This window comes from Corallococcus sp. BB11-1 (assembly GCF_026626625.1).
Lineage (GTDB): Bacteria > Myxococcota > Myxococcia > Myxococcales > Myxococcaceae > Corallococcus > Corallococcus soli.
Window position 1 is genome coordinate 144,803 of record NZ_JAPNJY010000035.1, and the last position, 15,815, is coordinate 160,617.

Sequence of the window (15,815 nt, forward strand, 5' to 3'; positions counted from 1 at the left end):
CGCGCAGTTGGATGCAGCGCCCGTGGCCGGGTAGAACCGCGCTCCGCCATGCGCCTTCCGCCCCTGAACGTCCTGCTGTCCGCCTTCGTACTGCTGGGCACCGCCAGCGCCTGCATCGTGGAGGCGCCCGGAGGGGCCAGCCCCGAGGAGCGCCGCGCGGCCACCGTCACGCAGGTGCCCCCGCTGGCCATCCGCAGCGGCGCCAACCTGGGGGGCAAGGTGGAGGTGGTGGGAGCATCGGTGCAGCCGGGCCGCATCCCCACCGGGGATCAGGCGCGCGTCACCGTGTTCCTGAAGGTGCTCCAGCCGCTGGAGGAGGACTACCTCGTCTTCGTCCATGTGGAGGACGCGGACGGGCGGATGGAGCGCCTCAACGTGGACCACAAGCCCGCGGGCGGCCTGTACCCCACGACGCAGTGGAAGGTGGGGGAGACGGTGAAGGACGAGTTCGTCATCGCGCTGCCGCAGGGCGCGACGCCGCGCGCGGTGAACGTGTGGATGGGCTTGTGGGAGCCGCGCAACGACTCGCGGCTTCCCATCACCAACCCGCAGGCGGTGCGCAACGACGGCAAGGGGCGCCTGCTGCTGGCGCAGGTCCCCGTGGGCGGATGACAGGGTAAAAAACCGGAGCGGCCCTGTAAGCCGGGTTCTGTCCCCACCCCTTTCGGGATGGGCGATGAACATTCGTCTAGGGCCCTGGTTGCCCAGGGACCTCATCAGCGAGCAACCCGAACGCGTAGGACGGGCCATCCCTGTCCTCTTTCGAGGACGCGTTCCTATTGGCTCTTGCTCCAGGTGGGGTTTACCGAGCCGTCCGAGTCACCCCGGACGCGGTGCGCTCTTACCGCACCGTTTCACCCTTACCCGCCCCCTTCGAGGACAGGCGGTCTGTTTTCTGTGGCACTTTCCTGCGAGTCGCCTCGACTGGCCGTTAGCCAGCACCCTGCCCTGTGGAGCCCGGACTTTCCTCCCGCCATCCATGCCTGCGATGGCCGGCGTTCACCCGGACCGCTCCGGCACCCACGGGGATACAACAGGCGACACCCGGGGGTCCACTGCCGGGGGAGGGAAGACGTCCGGTAGTGCCTCCCGGCGAAGCTCCGGCGGGCGAACGTCCGGTCCAGTGGGAGGCTGCAGGGGGGCTCCGCGCGTAGGTCCACACCTGGTAGCGGCCACGCAACTCGTGCAGAAACCAGTTCTCCGCTTCGTTGCGGAGCTGCGCCGAGCCCAGGATGAACATGCGCCGCAGCAGCGCAGGCGCGCTATCCGCGAGGGCTCCCTGCTCGAAGCCGTCCCGGTAGAACTTGGGTACGCCCTCGAAGAGGTTCCACATAAGCGGGAGCCGTGCGGGATCCGGATCCGCGTGCGCCTTCCTTGAGGCTCTCCATGACGGAGGCGATGTCGAGGTGCCCCTCTCATGGATTAATTTAGCGGATAATAAGTAGCGAGAGGATGTTGTTCAACTCCCTGAAATAACTTGGGTATTTGAGCAACAGATGGGGGCCGACGGGCTGCTTTGGGTCGCTTGTGCCTGGCGGCCCTGTGCCCGTGAGTCCAGCCGCTCCTGGGTCCGGCGTGCAGGTTGATACCGGTCCGAAGTTGCACGGGAATCCGCTGCGAAATCCCACAGAGTCGGGTGGGTGTGAATGCGGAAGAGCGGCAATCCGAGCGAGGGACCGATCCAATCCTGCGGTACTCTTCGGGCAGATGGCTCCCCCAATCCGAATGACTCCGCAGCAACGCCGCTCCGCGCTTGAAACGCTTCCCCGCGACCGGCTGATCGCCCTCACCGCGCATTTCAGTCTCGATGTTGGGGACAAGCGGGTGGTCGAGAACCACGTCAACGCCCTGGTTCGGTCTCGCAGCCTGGAGTTCACCGACGTGCTCGGCCTGCTCAAGCGCGAGGAACTCCAGAAGATCTGTGACGCACTGGATCTCGACCGTGGAGGACGCGAGAAGGATGTGCTGATCGCGAGGATCCTCGGGATGGGGGACTCGGAACAGGTGCCTCTGCCGCTCGCGGAGGAGGCACCTGCCGTGGCGGCGGTGGTGGAGCCCAAGGTGCGGCGTCAGGCCACGGACAAGACCGGCGGCGACCTTGGCTTCGAGGCGAAGCTCTGGCTGGCGGCGGACAAGCTCCGCAACAACCTTGATGCCGCCGAGTACAAGCATGTGGTTCTGGGCCTCATCTTCTTGAAGTACGTCAGCGATGCCTTCGAGGAGCGCCGGGCTCAGCTTCTGGCCGAGGTCGATCAGGGGGCCGATCCCGAGGATCCGGACGAGTACCGGGGCGAGAACGTGTTCTGGGTGCCCAAGGAGTCTCGCTGGTTCCATCTCCAGGACCGAGCGAAGCAGCCGACCATCGGCAAGCTGGTGGATGACGCGATGGTTGCCATTGAGAGAGACAACCCCAGCCTCAAGGGCGTGCTGCCGAAGGAATACGCCCGGCCGGGCCTCGACAAGCAGCGCCTTGGTGAATTGATTGACCTCATCGGCAGCATCGGTCTCGGAGATCGGGAGAACCGTAGCAAGGACATCCTTGGCCGGGTTTACGAGTACTTCCTCTCGGAGTTCGCCAGCGCCGAAGGCAAGAAGGGCGGCCAGTTCTATACGCCGCGCTCGGTGGTGAAGTTGCTCGTCGAGATGCTCGCGCCGTACAAAGGCCGGGTCTACGACCCTGCTTGTGGCAGCGGAGGCATGTTCATCCAGAGTGAGAAGTTCGTGGAAGCCCACGGCGGAAAACTCGGGGACATCAGTGTCTTCGGCCAGGAGTCAAACCCGACCACCTGGAAGCTCGCCAAGATGAATCTCGCGATTCGGGGACTCGACGCGAACCTTGGGGCGGAAAACGCGGACACGTTCCATCGCGACCAGCACAAGGATTTGAAGGCTGACTACGTGCTGGCCAACCCGCCATTCAACGACAGCGACTGGGGTGGGGACCGTCTGCGCGAGGATGTCCGTTGGAAGTTCGGGGTGCCACCGGCCGGCAACGCGAACTTTGCTTGGGTCCAGCACTTCATCCACCATCTGGCGCCGAGCGGCATCGCTGGCTTCGTGCTTGCGAATGGCAGCATGTCCTCGAACCAGAGCGGGGAGGGGGAGATTCGCCGGGCCATGATTGAGGCAGACCTTGTGGACTGCATGGTGGCCCTGCCGGGACAGCTCTTCTACTCGACCCAGATTCCCGTCTGTCTCTGGTTCCTGAGTCGGGACAAGAAGAGCAACCGCTTCCGAGACCGACGCGGCGAGACCCTCTTCATCGACGCCCGGAAGCTTGGACGGATGACCGACCGGACCCATCGAGAGCTGTCCGAAGAAGACATCGCCCGCGTCGCAGGCACGTACCACGCATGGCGCGGAGACAAAGGATCCGCCACATACGAAGACCTGCCCGGCTTCTGTAAGACAGCACGATTAGAAGAAATTACCGGCCACGGGTTCGTTCTGACGCCGGGCCGCTACGTCGGCGCCGAGGATGTGCAGGACGACGCTGAACCGTTCGCTGCCAGGATTGATGCCCTCTCGGCCCGTCTTGAGTCTCACTTCGTTGAATCGCACACCCTTGAGCTTCGCATCAGGGCCTCTCTGGGGAAACTATTTAATGGATAAGTCTCTGGTCCATGGTTGGCGTGAGATCCCGCTTGAAAACTGTATGAACGCGATTATCGACTACCGAGGAAAAAGTCCTAGTAAGACTGACTTCGGCGTTCCCCTTATCACAGCCAAAGTGGTGAAAGGTGGCCGTCTTCTTGAGCAGGAGCAAGAGTTCATCGCAGAGGAAGAATACGACGCCTGGATGCGCAGAGGCTTGCCTGAAGTCGGTGACGTGCTCATCACTACCGAAGCTCCGCTCGGCGAAGTTGCTCAGGTGAATGCCGTCAGAATTGCGCTTGCTCAGCGCATAATTCTTTTGCGTGGCAATCCGGCGTTGCTCGACAATACGTTCCTTAAATTTGCACTGCAGTCAGTCCCAGTTCAGCGCGAAATTCATGCCCGAGCTACGGGGACTACTGTCCTTGGAATCCGGCAGAGCGAACTCCGACGCGTTCTTCTTCCCGTTCCTCCTCTCGATGAGCAAAGAAACATCGCAGAGTTGCTTGGTTCGCTTGACGATAAGATCGAACTCAACCTCCGCATGAACCGGACCCTGGAGGCCATGGCCCAGGCGCTGTTTCAGTCCTGGTTTGTGGACTTCGAACCGGTCAGAGCCAAGGCAGAGGGTCTCCAGCCCGAGGTCATGGATGCGGCTACGGCGGCGCTGTTCCCCAATCGGTTTGTGAATTCTGAACTGGGGGATATTCCATACGGCTGGCGTGTGTCGAGTCTCGGTGATTTTGTTCTCAATCGGCGTCAGCAAGTCGACCCTTCCCGGTTACCGGCAGAAACACCATATATCGGATTGGAGCACATGCCTCGTGGCTCGATCTGTCTCGATACTTGGGAGTCGATATCGAAGGTTACGAGCGCAAAACTCGCCTTCAAAAAAGGGCAAATTCTTTTTGGTAGGCTCAGGCCGTACTTCAAGAAAGTGGGTGTGACGCTTGTTGAGGGCGTCTGTTCATCAGACATTCTGGTGATTGAGGCTGCCCAACGAACGCACTTTGGATGGGCTCTCGGGCACTTGACCCGGAACGAATTCATCGACTACACCTCGAACGTCTCTTCGGGAACGAGGATGCCTCGCGTTGCCTGGGAAGACATAGCCCGCTTCAAAGTTGCAGCGCCCCCCACGTCAGAAATTCCTGAAGCGTTTGATCGGCTGTTTCAAACCTTTGTTGCGAGGATGGCATCTGCGGCGCGGGAGTCAGCAGCACTTTCGAGCCTCCGCGAATCATTGCTCCCGAAACTACTCTCTGGCGAGATTCGCATCCGCGACGCCGAATCCCAACTCACGGCCAGCGCTTGAGCATGAGCCCAAACCTCACAGAGTCCGTGGCCGAGGAGGAGGCGCTTCGCTACTTCGAGGAGCTTCAGTACTCGATCGTCATCGGTCAGAAGAACGAGCCCGGTCCTGACCGTCACGGACTCGGCGAGGTCCTCCTTGGGAATCGGCTCCGCGCTGCAGTCGAAAGGATCAACCTCGACATACCAGAGGCGGCGCTGGACGAGGCCCTCCGGAAGGTACTGGCCCAAGAACATCCCACGTTGGTTCAAGAGAACCGAAGGAACCACCGACTCCTCGTTGAGGGAGTCGAGGTCGAGTACCTTCGAGACGGTCGAGTCGTCGGTGACCGGGTGCGGCTCATCGACTTCGAGGACCCGGAGAACAACGACTGGCTGGTGATGAGCCAGTTCACCGTGATCGAAGCTGGCCACAACCGTCGGCCGGACCTGACGGTGTTCCTGAACGGGCTGCCGGTCGCGGTGCTCGAACTGAAGAACGCCGCTGCCGAGGACGCCACCATCTGGACGGCCTTTCATCAGCTCCAGACCTACAAGAAGGACATTCCATCGCTGTTCCGGTTCAACGAACTCCTTGTCGTGAGCGACGGACTGGAAGCACGCCTGGGCTCCCTCACTGCAAACCGGGAACGGTTCGCTCCGTGGCGCACCATCGAAGGGGAGGCGTTGGCGCCCACCACCCTCCTGGGCCTGGAGGTTCTCGTCCGAGGCGTCTTCGAGAAGCGGCGGCTCCTGGACTTCATCCGGCACTTCGTCGTGTTCGAGGAGGACGGCGCGGAGGTCGTGAAGAAGCTCGCCGGCTACCACCAGTTCCACGCCGTCCAGCGTGCTGTCGATGCGACCGTGCAAGCGGCCCGTCCAGAGGGGGATCGCCGGGTCGGTGTGGTCTGGCACACGCAGGGCAGTGGCAAGAGCCTCACCATGGCTTTCTACTCGGGGAAGGTCATCCTGCATCCGAGGATGGAAAACCCCACCCTGGTGGTGCTCACGGACCGCAATGACCTGGATGACCAGCTCTTCGCGACGTTCAGTCGTTGCCACGAGTTGCTCCGCCAGAAGCCCGTGCAGGCCGTGGACCGGGCCGACCTCCGGGAGAAGCTCCGGGTCAACAGTGGTGGCGTGGTCTTCACGACCGTCCAGAAGTTCGCCCCCGAGGAGAAGGGCGACCGTTTCCCGCTCCTCTCGGATCGCCGGAACATCATCGTGATCGCCGACGAGGCCCACCGGAGTCAGTACGACTTCATCGACGGGTTCGCTCGTCATCTCAGAGACGCGCTTCCTGGTGCCAGCTTCATCGGATTCACCGGGACGCCCATCGAGACGACGGACAAGAACACCCGGGCCGTCTTCGGCGATTACATCAGCGTCTACGACATCCAGCGGGCGGTCGAGGATGGCGCCACGGTCCCCATCTACTACGAGGGGCGCCTCGCCAAGCTGGAGCTGAAGGAATCGGAGCGACCGCACATCGACCAGGAGTTCGATGAGGTTACCGAAGGCGAGGAGGAAGTCCGCCGCGAGCGGCTCAAGAGCAGATGGGCCCAGCTCGAAGCCATCGTCGGCACGGAGAAGCGGCTCTCCGTCATCGCCCGCGATCTGGTGCAGCACCTGGAGAGGCGCCAGGAAGCCATGGATGGCAAGGCCATGGTCGTCTGCATGAGCCGGCGCATCTGTGTCGACCTGTACCGTGAGCTGACGAAGCTTCGGCCCGAGTGGCACGACGATGACGACGAGAAGGGAACCATCAAGGTCGTGATGACCGGCTCGGCATCAGATCCGCTGGACTGGCAGCCGCACATCCGAAGCAAGGGCAAGCGCGAAGCGCTCGCGACCCGATTCAAGGACCCCAAGGATGAGCTGAAGCTGGTCCTGGTCCGGGACATGTGGCTCACGGGCTTTGACGCGCCCTGTGTCCACACCATGTACGTGGACAAGCCCATGCGCGGCCACGGACTCATGCAGGCCATTGCCAGGGTCAACCGGGTCTTCAAGAACAAGCCCGGCGGCCTGATCGTGGACTACCTGGGGCTCGCGGATCAGCTCAAGTCCGCGCTGGCGACGTACACCCAGGCTGGCGGCAAGGGCAGTACGGCCATCGACCAGAGCGAGGCCGTGGCGGCGATGCTGGCGCGGTTCGAGGTCTGTCAGGACATGTTCCACGGACTCGACTACCGGCCGGCGGTGGGCGCTCCGAAGGTGCTCCTGAACTTCCTCCCAACGGCTCAAGAGCACATCCTCAAGCAGGAGGATGGGAAGGACAGGTTCGTCCAGACCGTCACGGAGCTGAGCCGGGCCTTTGCGCTGGCGGTGCCTCATGAGGAGGCCCTGCGGGTCCGAGATGAGGTCGCGTTCTTCCAATATGTGAAGGCCGCCCTGGTGAAGCGAGCGGAGGTGGACGCCAAACCCGAGGAGGATCTCAATCACGCCATCCGGCAGATCGTCAGTCGCGCCGTGGCGGCTTCGGACGAGGTGGTGGACATCTTCAGTGCCGCCGGCCTCAAGAAGCCCGACATCAGCATCTTGTCGGACGAGTTCCTCGCGGAAGTCCGGGAGCTGCCCCAACGGAACGTGGCCTTGGAGTTGCTCCGGAAGCTCCTGAACGACGAGCTGAAGCGCCGTTCCAGGACCAACCTCGTCCAATCACGGGCCTTCTCGGAAATGTTGGATCGCGCGCTCCGGACGTACCGGAACCGGGCCATCGAGACGGCGCAGGTCATCGACGAGCTGATCAAGCTCGCCCAGGACATGCGCGACGCGCAGGCCCGAGGCGAGAACCTGGGGCTCTCGGACGAAGAGCTGGCCTTCTACGATGCGCTGAGCCTGAACGACGCGGTCCTCCAGTTCATGGGCGAACCGGTGCTGAAGGCCATGGCCCGTGAGCTGACCGACAGCCTCCGCAAAAGCGTGACCATCGACTGGACGCAGCGGGAGTCCGCCCGAGCCAAGCTCCGGACTCTCGTGAAGCGGTTGCTCCGCAAGTACAAGTACCCGCCGGAGCGCCAGGAGGGAGCCACCCAGACGGTGATGGAGCAGGCTGAACGGCTCTGCGAGACGTGGGCGGAGGATGGTTTGCTGGTGCAGCAAGTCGCTGCGGACTCCGTTCATGCTGGCGCCGTGGTTCACCTGCCCGTGCCTCGATACGAGCAGGGGGCGGCGACGCTCCCGATGGCTGCCGAACCGGAAACGAAGATGACGAAATCCCCGGAGCAACCGAGGCCCCGTCGGCCTCGGAAGTGAACGCGGCCAGTCGCTGACGCGGTAACCCATCCGCGCGGAAGAGATCCCGCGAGCTTGAACCCCGGCGCCGTCGGCGGACTACATCCGCTCGTCGATGGCGCGGTTGCTCATCTCATCCGCCTCGGCGTTCTGCGCGCGGGGCACGTGGGCGAGCTTCACCTTGCTGAACGTCTTGAGCAGCGCCCGCGCCTCCTGGAAGAGGGGCTTCAGCGTGGGGCTCTTCACCTGGTAGCGCCCATCCAGTTGCCGGATGAGCAGCTCGCTGTCGGCGTACACCTCCACCTCGCGCGCGCCCAGCGCCCTCGCGTGCTGGAGCCCCAGCAGCAGCCCCGCGTACTCGGCGTAGTTGTTCGTCTGGTGCCCCAGGAACTTGCCCAGGCGCGCAATCACCGCGCCCTGCGCGTCCATCAGCACCGCGCCCGCGCCCGCCGGGCCCGGGTTGCCGCGCGCCGCACCGTCCGAATAGACGCGCACGCGCGTCACCACGCTACCTGGGGTGACGGGCTCGGGAGCAGGGGAGGGGGCCGCTGGCGCGGCAGCCTCCAGCGGCTCGGAGGCGGCCGGACCGGGCGTGCTTCCGCCCAGCGCGTCGGCGGCCTCGTCCAGGAGCTGCCCCAGGTGCTCGCGGGTGAGCCCGCGAAAGGCGCGCACCGTCGCCGTCAGCGGCTCCTCACGCGCGATGTGACGGAGGAGGTCGACGAGCGAAGGGGTCGGCATGGGATGAAACGACCCTCGGGAACCGCGCCGCTACTTCTCGGCGGAGTCCGGGGCCTTTTCCTGCAGCGCTTCGATGGCGAAGATGATGCGGTTGCACGAGGGGCACACGTCGGTGCCCAGCGAGGTGCGCAGCGCGTTGTACATCTGCGGGGGCAGGTTCATGTTGCAGCCCTGGCAGGTGCCGGCCACCACGCCCACCATGGCGGGCAGCTTCTTCTTGCGGATGACCTCGTAGCGGCGCAGCAGCGTGCCGTCCACGTTCGCGGCCACGTCCGCGCGGCGACCCTCCAGCTCCTTCACCTGGGAATCGGACTCGCCCAGCTTCCCGCGCAGCTCCGTCATGCGTCCCGACAGGCCCTGCAGCTTGGTGGCGTACTCCGCCTCCTTGCCCTTGATGGCCTCGCGGGCGCCGCCCAGCTCCTTCACCTTCTCCGTGAGCGCCTCGGACTGGGTGAGGATGCCCTTCTTCGCGATATCGATTTCGCGAGCGAGCGCCGAGTACTCACGGGTGGAGCGCTGATCGGACAGGCGCGCTTCCCACTTCTTCACCTTGTCCTTCTCGTCCGTGATGTTCTGCTCGAGCAGGGCCTTCTGCTTCTCCAGGTCGGCCACGCGTGTGCGCTCGGCTTCAATGCCATTGCGCGCGACGCCCAGCTCCCGCTCCAGATCGGAAATCTGGCGGGGATGCACGTCCGCCGCCTTCCGGAGCGAGGCGACCTCCAGGTCCACCTTCTGCAGCTCCGCCAGGGCCTTCAGTTTCTCCCGCAAGTTTGCTGCCTCCCAACACGGCCGCACCGACGCGCGGCGCGACTCTTGTACCAACAAGGGTGCTGGGGTTCCAACGCCCAAATGGGCGACCTTCCATCCCTGCGCTTTCTGTCCGCCCCTCCAGCGTTTGAATCCGCTTCACGCACCCGTTAGACGGGGCGGGTGTTCCCCATGCCCATCCGAAGCCTCCTGGCCCCTGTCCTCCTGCTCGCCGCCACCGCCTGCCGCGAGCCCCCACCGCCCGCCGCCCCCCCGGCCCCGCCTCCCGCCGCCACCGCGGCCCCGCGCCCCACGGGACCTGTCAGGTGGGGGGACATCGAAGGCCGGGTGCGCCTGACGGGGACGCCGCCCCCGGCCCCGGTGCTGGCCACCTCCGCCACCGTGGCCCACGTCTGCGGCGACCAGGCACAGGACCGCTCGCTCGTCGTGGGGGCGGAGGGCGCCCTGGCCCACGCCGTCGTCTCCCTCCAGGACGGCGCCGGGCTGCCCGCCCCCGAGTCGCCGGCCCCCGCCCCGGTGCTGGACCAGAAGCAGTGCTCCTATGAGCCTCCGTCGCTCGCCGCGCGGGCGGGCACGGAGCTGGTGCTGCGCAACTCCGACCCGCTGGTGCACAACGTGCGCGCCCAGTTCGGGACCAACCGCTCCGTCTTCAACGTGGGCATGCCGCTGGAGGGGATGACGCTGCGCCGCCCGCTGCCCGCCACACCCGGCACCGTCCACATCCGCTGCGATGTGCACCCCTGGATGCGCGCGGTGGTCCGCACCTTCGACCACCCGTACTTCACCACCACCGCCCCGGACGGGCGCTTCCGGCTCCGGGTCCCGGAGGGCTCCCACACCCTCGTCTTCTGGCATGATCGGCTCCCCGCCCGCTCCCAGACGGTCACCGTCCGAGCCGGCGAAACGGTGAAAATCGACGAAGCTTGGGACGCGGCCGCGTTCCATCAGGGAACCCCGGGCAGGGAAGGCCCTCCCTGACACCGCTGTCGCGGCCTGAAGCACCCCGGCGCAATCACCGCGCCGACGCGCCGTACAAGTGCCTGGAAGAACAGCCCCTGGTCAGTTTTCTGTCTTGGTGGCAAAATTGCTTTCTCGGAAGCTGGAAACTTCCGAACGAGGGGGACGAGTCATGCATCAGCCCAGGAAACGACCGATGGCGCCGAGCGAAGTCCCGCAGGTGCCTCCCGGGGCCCGCCGCAAGGGAACGCGGCCCGCGGGAATGCAGGAGATGGGGCAGGGCCTGTACGAGCAGATCCGCCGCGTGTTGACCGAGCTGTCGGTGGCCTCGGTCCCGCGCGCCTGAGCCACACCTGACGCAGGGGGGCGGGTGGGCACGAAGCCAGCCCCCGCCCCGCCGAGCGCTTCCGGGCAGGCCCCGGAAAAAGCAGAAGGGCCCGCCCGAGCAAGCTCGAGGGGCCCTGGAAACCTGGAATCGCGCGAACCGCCTAGATCTCTTCGTCCTCGTCGGCGGGCGCTTCCGCGTCCTCGTCTTCTCCGAAGGTCTCGATCTCCGCCTCTTCGTCCTCGGCGGCGGGGGTCTCCTCCGGCTCCGTCGGTTCGATGACCTTGGGGGTGGCCGCCAGGCGACCGCGCTTGCTCTCAGCCTTGGGGGCCGGGGCGTCCCGCTGGTTCGACCCGCACTTGGGGCAGATCGCGTCCGGCTTCTTCAAGTCGTAGAACTTCGATGCGCACTTGAAGCAGACGTGCTTGTTCCCGAGATCCTTCGCCGGCATGCACCCACCCTGATCGACGCTAGAGATAAATGGGAGGGCGGCTGAATAGTTGGGCCCACGGTCAGAGTCAACCGTGTGTTTGCACGGGGGATTTCTGGCGGTAGCATCCGTGCCGGTTTCCCCCGAGAGCCGGACACCCCTTTGAACTTCACCTGCGACAATTGCCAGAAGCGGTACTCCATTGCGGACGAGAAGGTCCGCGGCAAGACGGTCAAGGTCCGTTGCAAGAACTGCCAGAACGTCATCTCCGTTGAAGGTCCCGCCGAGGAGGAGAGCACCCGCGTGGTGTCGCTCGCCGACGTGGAGCGCATCCGTGCCCAGGAACGTTCCCTCGCGGGGGGCGGCGCTGCTGCCGCCGCCCCAGCCCCGGCGCCCGTCGCGGCACCGGCGGCCACCGCTCCCGCACCCCTGGCCCGTCCTCCCGCCGCCGCCGCCCAGACTCCCTGGGACGACGAGCCCACGCGCACCGCGCCTCCCCGCCAGACCGCCGGGGCGCCCTGGTTCGTGATGGTGCGCAACAAGCAGGAGGGCCCCCTGGACGAGGCGGCCGTGGCCGACTGGATGGCCGCGGGCACCATCAGCGCGCGCAGCTTCTTCTGGCGCCAGGGCATGCCGGACTGGAAGCGGGGCTCGGACATCCCGGAGCTGGCGGCGCTGTTCGCCCCCGCCGCGCCGGCCGAGCCGCCTCCAGAGCCGCCGCCCGTGGCCGCCGTCGCGGCGCCGCGTGCACCGCCTCCCGCCCGCCGCGAGCCGGAGCCGCCCCCGCAGGCCTTCTACGCCGAGCCGGAGCCCGGGCCGTCCGCGGCCGACTCCGAGCCCGAGGAGCGCGACGGCGACGAGGACGAGGTCGACAGCACCCTCTATGGGGACCCCCGTCATTCGCCCGTCCCCGCTTCCACTCCGGCCCCGCGCCGGGGACACGTGGAGGCGGCGCCCGCCGCGACGGGCGCGCCCCTCAACGAGCTGTTCTCCGACCTGGACCTGCCCGGCAACCGGGGCGAGGCCGGCGACGACGAGGACGCGCGGCTGGACGAGACGCGCGACGACGACCGCGACCAGCAAGAGCAGGAGGACGAGGCGGTGGAGGACGCGAAGGCCGCCCGCAAGCGGCCCGTCGTGGCCCCTCGGCGCAGCCCGCTGAAGGTGGTGGCGCTGGTGCTGCTGCTGCTCATCGTCCTGCCGGTGGTGGCGCTGGGCGTGCTCGGGGCGATGAACATGCTGCCGCCCCCGCTGGCGGAGCTCGTCGACAAGGCCATGGGCAAGGCCCCGCCCCGCGTGGCCCCCGTCGCGGCGCCTCCCGCGGGCGGAAGCGTCCCGCCCTCGGCGCCTCCCACGGGCACCGAGGCCGCGGCTCCGGCGGAAGGCGCCCCGCCTCCCGCGGGCAAGGCGACCGGTGGCGAGCCCGCGGCCCCGGCGGAAGGCAACACGCCGTAGCCGACCTGGGAGGTGGGCCTGCTCCGCGCCGCGCGGGGAGCAGGCCCGTCCTGGCGCGTCCTGCTCCGGTCGGATGACCCGGCACGTCGAGCAGGCGCCGTTGGCGCGATGCCCGGTGCTCCCTACAGGTCGAAGTCCCCGCCCGGCGGAGGCTTCTTGCCGCGCTTCGCCCGCTCCCTCGCGGCGCGGACGTCGGCGCGCAGGGCCTCGGTGGCCTCGGCGTCCACCGTCCCCGTCTCCAGGTCCACGACGTCCCCTTCGCGCACGCCCGCCGGCAGCGTGGCCAGAGCGCGGGTCAGCGAGCGGCCGTCCACGACCAGCACGACGACGTCCTCTTCGATGCGGTCCACCGTGGCCTTGGGCATGGTGCGGGCTCCGTCACTCAGGGGTTGCAGTCCCTCGCGGGCATGCGCGACTTCGCCGCCTCCTCGCGCGTCTTGAAGCGGACGAGGTTCTTCGCGAGGATCTTCTTCGCGTTCGAGCAGCCGGGCACGTGGAACTTGTCGCTCCTGCTGCTCCCCACGTAGCCCCCCATCGGGGCGCTGCTGGAGGTCCGCGTCTTCTGCGTCGGCGCTTCCGTCCGGCCGGGGATGCGCGCGTTCGCGGTGGGGAGGTCGTCCACGTCAATCTCACCGCCGCCCCGGCCCGGGGAGGACGCGCGGGGTGTCCCGGTGGCGCGCGCCGGCTCCGCCTTCTCCACGGAAGGCGGCTCGGGCGGAGGCGGCTTCACCGCCGGAGGCGGCGGAGGCTTCGCCGTCCGCACGAGCGCCGGACGCGGATCCACGCCCGGGAAGACGCTGCGCTGCGCGGAGAAGGGCTCGCCCGGCGTGGGGCGCTGGAGGACGAACTCGAACTGCTTGCCGTCGCTCACCGCGTGCATCTCGCCATTCACGTCCGTGCGGAACGCCTTCGCCCCCACGCCCTTCAGCCGCGCGAGCACGTCCCGCACCTTCGCGTCCTTGCCCAGGCCGTCGTCCATGCTGAACACGGCGGCCTGCGGACGCACCTCCTCCAGGAACCCCTGCGAGTTGGCCCCGGCCACGCCTGGCGAGGCGACCTTCAGCAGCGTGGCGGACCCCAGCAGCCCGCGTGACAGCAGGGCCTCCTCCGTCTCCGCGCGCGCCGAGCCCGCGAAGAGGACCGACGTGTCCCGGTACGTGAGGCGCAACACGATGGAGTTCGCCGCGCTCCGGCCCTCCGCGTCCGGCGCGCCCTTCAGCAGCGGCGTCGCGGGGGCGCGGGGCCAGAGCACCGTGAGGTTCACGTCGTCCTCCAGCGTCAGGCGGACCGACTCCTGGGGCGTGGTCGCGGAGGACGCCGGGGAGAAGACCTGCACCCCGCGAGAGCCCACCGCGCCCAGGAGCGCGTCGTAGGCGGAGGACGTGTCGGGCAGCTGCGGCTCCATCAGCCGGCGCGCGCCCACGCGCTTGAGCACCGCGTCCAGCGCGCCGTGGTGCTTCGGATCCGGACGCGTGAGGACGACGAGGTCCAGCTCCCGGCGCAGCAGCTCCGGCAGCCGGTTCACCAGGTGCGACTCGGCGGAGGCGGGGCCGGAGTCCACCAGCACCGTGTTGCCGCTGGGCGACACGATGAGCGCGGCGTCTCCCGCGCCCACGTCGAAGAAGTAGACGTGCAGCTTTCCGTCCGGCGCGCCACCGAAGTAGCGCGACTTCTCCGGGCCCGGCGCCTTCTTCGGGGCCTCCGGCTGCGGCTTGCACGCCAGCGCGGCGAGCAGCAGGCCCACTCCGAGCGCGATGCGGGGACTCATGGGTGACAATCCTCGGCGGGGCGGCGCTCGCGCAGGGCGTCAGCGCGGCGGGAATAGACGGTGCGCTCGTTCTTCGAGCGCTTCAAGGTCGAGCAGGCCTCGCGGTGGAACACCTTGCTGCCCTTGAGGGACACGAAGTTCTGGCCCGTGTCCTCGGGCGTGCTCGCGGGCGCGGGGGCTGACGGCGGGGCCTTGGGCTTCTTCCGGGGGCCTTCCGGCTCCGGCTCCGGCTTCACCGCGCGGCCGGGGCGGCGCTCCGGCGTGGGCTGGATGGGCCCGAGCGCCACGGGTCTTCCCGCCTGCTGCGCGCCGGACAGGGTCGTGGTGGGGGCGCCGCCCCTGCTGGAGCGCAGGGTGACGGTGGCGCCGTCGCTCACCGCCATCACCTCGCCGTCCTGGTCGGTGCGGAACGTGCGGGCGTGCACGTCCTCCAGGCGGCCCAGCACCTCCGGGCTCGGGTGGCCGTAGTCGTTGCCCGCGCCGCACGAGATGACCGCCGCCTGGGGCACCACGCGCGTCAGGAAGGCCGCGGTGGAGGAGTGCTTGCCGCCGTGGTGCGCCACCTTCAGCACGGTGGCGGTGAGGTCCAGGGGCTTCTGGATGAGCAGATCTTCCGTGGGGGGCTCCGCGTCGCCGGTGAAGAGGAATGCCGTCTTCGCGTAGGTGAGCTTGGCGACGATGGAGTTCGCGTTCGCGTCCGAGCGCGTGCTCGTGAGGAAGGGCTCCTGGGGCATGCGCGGCCAGAGCACCGTGAGCGCCACGCCCTCGCCCAGGCCCACCGTGAGCAGCGTCTGGGGCGAGGACGGGTTGGGCTCCGGCGTCATCACCTGGCCCACCTCGCGGCCCACGAAGTCCAGCAGGTCGCGGTACGCCTCGCTCGGGTGGTCGAAGCCGGGGTCCATGAAGCGCTTCGCGCCCACCGCCTTCAGCGCCGCGGGCAGGCCGCCCAGGTGGTCCAGGTGCGGGTGGGTGAGGATGACCAGGTCCAGGGGCTGCTTCACCAGCTCCCGCAGCCGCGCCGCCAGCCGCGTCCCGGCCTCCGGGGGCCCTCCGTCGATGAGCACCGTCTTGCCCGTGGGCGACACGATGAGCGCCGCGTCCCCCTGGCCCACGTCGAGGAAGTAGACCGTGAGCCTCCCTGGCGCGGGGGCGGGGAGGGGGGGCGGAGGGGCCGCGAGGCCGGGCACCGCCGTCAGCAGGAGGAACAGGACACCGAGCAGCCGCGCGAAGACCTTCACGGCGGGAACTCTACC

The 15,815-nt window shown here is 67.5% G+C and carries 13 protein-coding genes and 1 other RNA gene; 7 read left to right on the plus strand and 7 right to left on the minus strand.

Features of this window, described 5'->3' with window-relative positions; all coding sequences use genetic code 11:
* Nucleotides 1-48 precede the first annotated feature (48 nt).
* Nucleotides 49-612, plus strand: coding sequence for a hypothetical protein (locus OV207_RS29805; RefSeq protein WP_193349353.1), 564 nt, complete (start codon nucleotides 49-51; stop codon nucleotides 610-612).
* A gap of 10 nt (nucleotides 613-622) precedes the next feature.
* On the opposite strand, the gene rnpB is transcribed toward OV207_RS29805, so the two are convergent.
* An RNA gene (gene rnpB / locus OV207_RS29810) (RNase P RNA component class A) lies at nucleotides 623-1,015 on the minus strand.
* Between the two features lie 710 nt (nucleotides 1,016-1,725).
* On the opposite strand from rnpB, the gene OV207_RS29815 reads away from it, so the two are divergent.
* From OV207_RS29815 to OV207_RS29825, 3 genes are read left to right on the plus strand one after another with little or no spacing between them, the layout of a single operon-like run.
* Nucleotides 1,726-3,612, plus strand: coding sequence for a type I restriction-modification system subunit M (locus OV207_RS29815; protein ID WP_267558444.1), 1,887 nt, complete (start codon nucleotides 1,726-1,728; stop codon nucleotides 3,610-3,612).
* Nucleotides 3,605-4,909: a restriction endonuclease subunit S gene (locus OV207_RS29820; protein WP_267558445.1), complete on the plus strand. Its 1,305-nt coding sequence runs from the start codon at nucleotides 3,605-3,607 to the stop codon at nucleotides 4,907-4,909. Before OV207_RS29815 ends, OV207_RS29820 begins: the two co-directional genes overlap by 8 nt.
* 2 nt (nucleotides 4,910-4,911) lie before the next feature.
* Nucleotides 4,912-8,142 (plus strand): type I restriction endonuclease subunit R, encoded by a 3,231-nt coding sequence (locus OV207_RS29825; RefSeq protein WP_267558446.1) that lies wholly within the window; start codon nucleotides 4,912-4,914, stop codon nucleotides 8,140-8,142.
* A gap of 78 nt (nucleotides 8,143-8,220) precedes the next feature.
* Here the strand turns inward: OV207_RS29825 and OV207_RS29830 are convergent, their stop codons facing one another.
* Nucleotides 8,221-8,859 (minus strand): ribonuclease HI family protein, encoded by a 639-nt coding sequence (locus tag OV207_RS29830; RefSeq protein ID WP_267558447.1) that lies wholly within the window; start codon nucleotides 8,857-8,859, stop codon nucleotides 8,221-8,223.
* A gap of 30 nt (nucleotides 8,860-8,889) precedes the next feature.
* Nucleotides 8,890-9,627, minus strand: coding sequence for a zinc ribbon domain-containing protein (locus OV207_RS29835; protein ID WP_193349357.1), 738 nt, complete (start codon nucleotides 9,625-9,627; stop codon nucleotides 8,890-8,892).
* Between the two features lie 171 nt (nucleotides 9,628-9,798).
* Here OV207_RS29835 and OV207_RS29840 point away from each other — a divergent pair, with 171 nt between their 5' ends.
* Nucleotides 9,799-10,605, plus strand: a complete 807-nt coding sequence (locus OV207_RS29840) for a carboxypeptidase regulatory-like domain-containing protein (RefSeq protein WP_267558448.1) — start codon at nucleotides 9,799-9,801, stop codon at nucleotides 10,603-10,605.
* A gap of 175 nt (nucleotides 10,606-10,780) precedes the next feature.
* On the plus strand, nucleotides 10,781-10,930 hold the full coding sequence (locus OV207_RS29845) for a hypothetical protein (protein ID WP_267558449.1): 150 nt from the start codon (nucleotides 10,781-10,783) through the stop codon (nucleotides 10,928-10,930).
* Between the two features lie 142 nt (nucleotides 10,931-11,072).
* Here OV207_RS29845 and OV207_RS29850 read toward each other — a convergent pair whose 3' ends face one another.
* Nucleotides 11,073-11,360: a TIGR02300 family protein gene (locus tag OV207_RS29850; protein WP_193349360.1), complete on the minus strand. Its 288-nt coding sequence runs from the start codon at nucleotides 11,358-11,360 to the stop codon at nucleotides 11,073-11,075.
* Nucleotides 11,361-11,501: 141 nt separating this feature from the next.
* On the opposite strand from OV207_RS29850, the gene OV207_RS29855 reads away from it, so the two are divergent.
* The gene (locus OV207_RS29855) at nucleotides 11,502-12,794 is read left to right on the plus strand and encodes a GYF domain-containing protein (protein WP_267558450.1); all 1,293 of its coding nucleotides are present in this window, start codon (nucleotides 11,502-11,504) and stop codon (nucleotides 12,792-12,794) included.
* Between the two features lie 122 nt (nucleotides 12,795-12,916).
* On the opposite strand, the gene OV207_RS29860 is transcribed toward OV207_RS29855, so the two are convergent.
* The 3 genes from OV207_RS29860 to OV207_RS29870 are packed head-to-tail and all read right to left on the minus strand — an operon-like array spanning nucleotide 12,917 to nucleotide 15,800.
* Nucleotides 12,917-13,159: a DUF3006 domain-containing protein gene (locus tag OV207_RS29860; RefSeq protein WP_267558451.1), complete on the minus strand. Its 243-nt coding sequence runs from the start codon at nucleotides 13,157-13,159 to the stop codon at nucleotides 12,917-12,919.
* Between the two features lie 17 nt (nucleotides 13,160-13,176).
* A complete protein-coding gene (locus tag OV207_RS29865) occupies nucleotides 13,177-14,562 on the minus strand; it encodes a ComEC/Rec2 family competence protein (protein WP_267558452.1) in 1,386 nt (461 codons plus the stop codon).
* The gene (locus OV207_RS29870; RefSeq protein ID WP_267558453.1) at nucleotides 14,559-15,800 is read right to left on the minus strand and encodes a ComEC/Rec2 family competence protein; all 1,242 of its coding nucleotides are present in this window, start codon (nucleotides 15,798-15,800) and stop codon (nucleotides 14,559-14,561) included. The genes OV207_RS29865 and OV207_RS29870 overlap by 4 nt, the downstream gene beginning before the upstream one ends.
* Between the last annotated feature and the right edge of the window lie 15 nt (nucleotides 15,801-15,815).

Coding starts and splice junctions, on each gene's coding strand:
- OV207_RS29840 (WP_267558448.1), top strand. CDS start 9,799: ATGCCCATCCGAAGCCTCCTGGCCCCTGTCCTCCTGCTCGCCGCCACC.
- OV207_RS29850 (WP_193349360.1), bottom strand. CDS start 11,360: ATGCCGGCGAAGGATCTCGGGAACAAGCACGTCTGCTTCAAGTGCGCA.
- OV207_RS29825 (WP_267558446.1), top strand. CDS start 4,912: ATGAGCCCAAACCTCACAGAGTCCGTGGCCGAGGAGGAGGCGCTTCGC.
- OV207_RS29820 (WP_267558445.1), top strand. CDS start 3,605: ATGGATAAGTCTCTGGTCCATGGTTGGCGTGAGATCCCGCTTGAAAAC.
- OV207_RS29860 (WP_267558451.1), bottom strand. CDS start 13,159: ATGCCCAAGGCCACGGTGGACCGCATCGAAGAGGACGTCGTCGTGCTG.
- OV207_RS29815 (WP_267558444.1), top strand. CDS start 1,726: ATGACTCCGCAGCAACGCCGCTCCGCGCTTGAAACGCTTCCCCGCGAC.
- OV207_RS29845 (WP_267558449.1), top strand. CDS start 10,781: ATGGCGCCGAGCGAAGTCCCGCAGGTGCCTCCCGGGGCCCGCCGCAAG.
- OV207_RS29805 (WP_193349353.1), top strand. CDS start 49: ATGCGCCTTCCGCCCCTGAACGTCCTGCTGTCCGCCTTCGTACTGCTG.
- OV207_RS29830 (WP_267558447.1), bottom strand. CDS start 8,859: ATGCCGACCCCTTCGCTCGTCGACCTCCTCCGTCACATCGCGCGTGAG.
- OV207_RS29865 (WP_267558452.1), bottom strand. CDS start 14,562: ATGAGTCCCCGCATCGCGCTCGGAGTGGGCCTGCTGCTCGCCGCGCTG.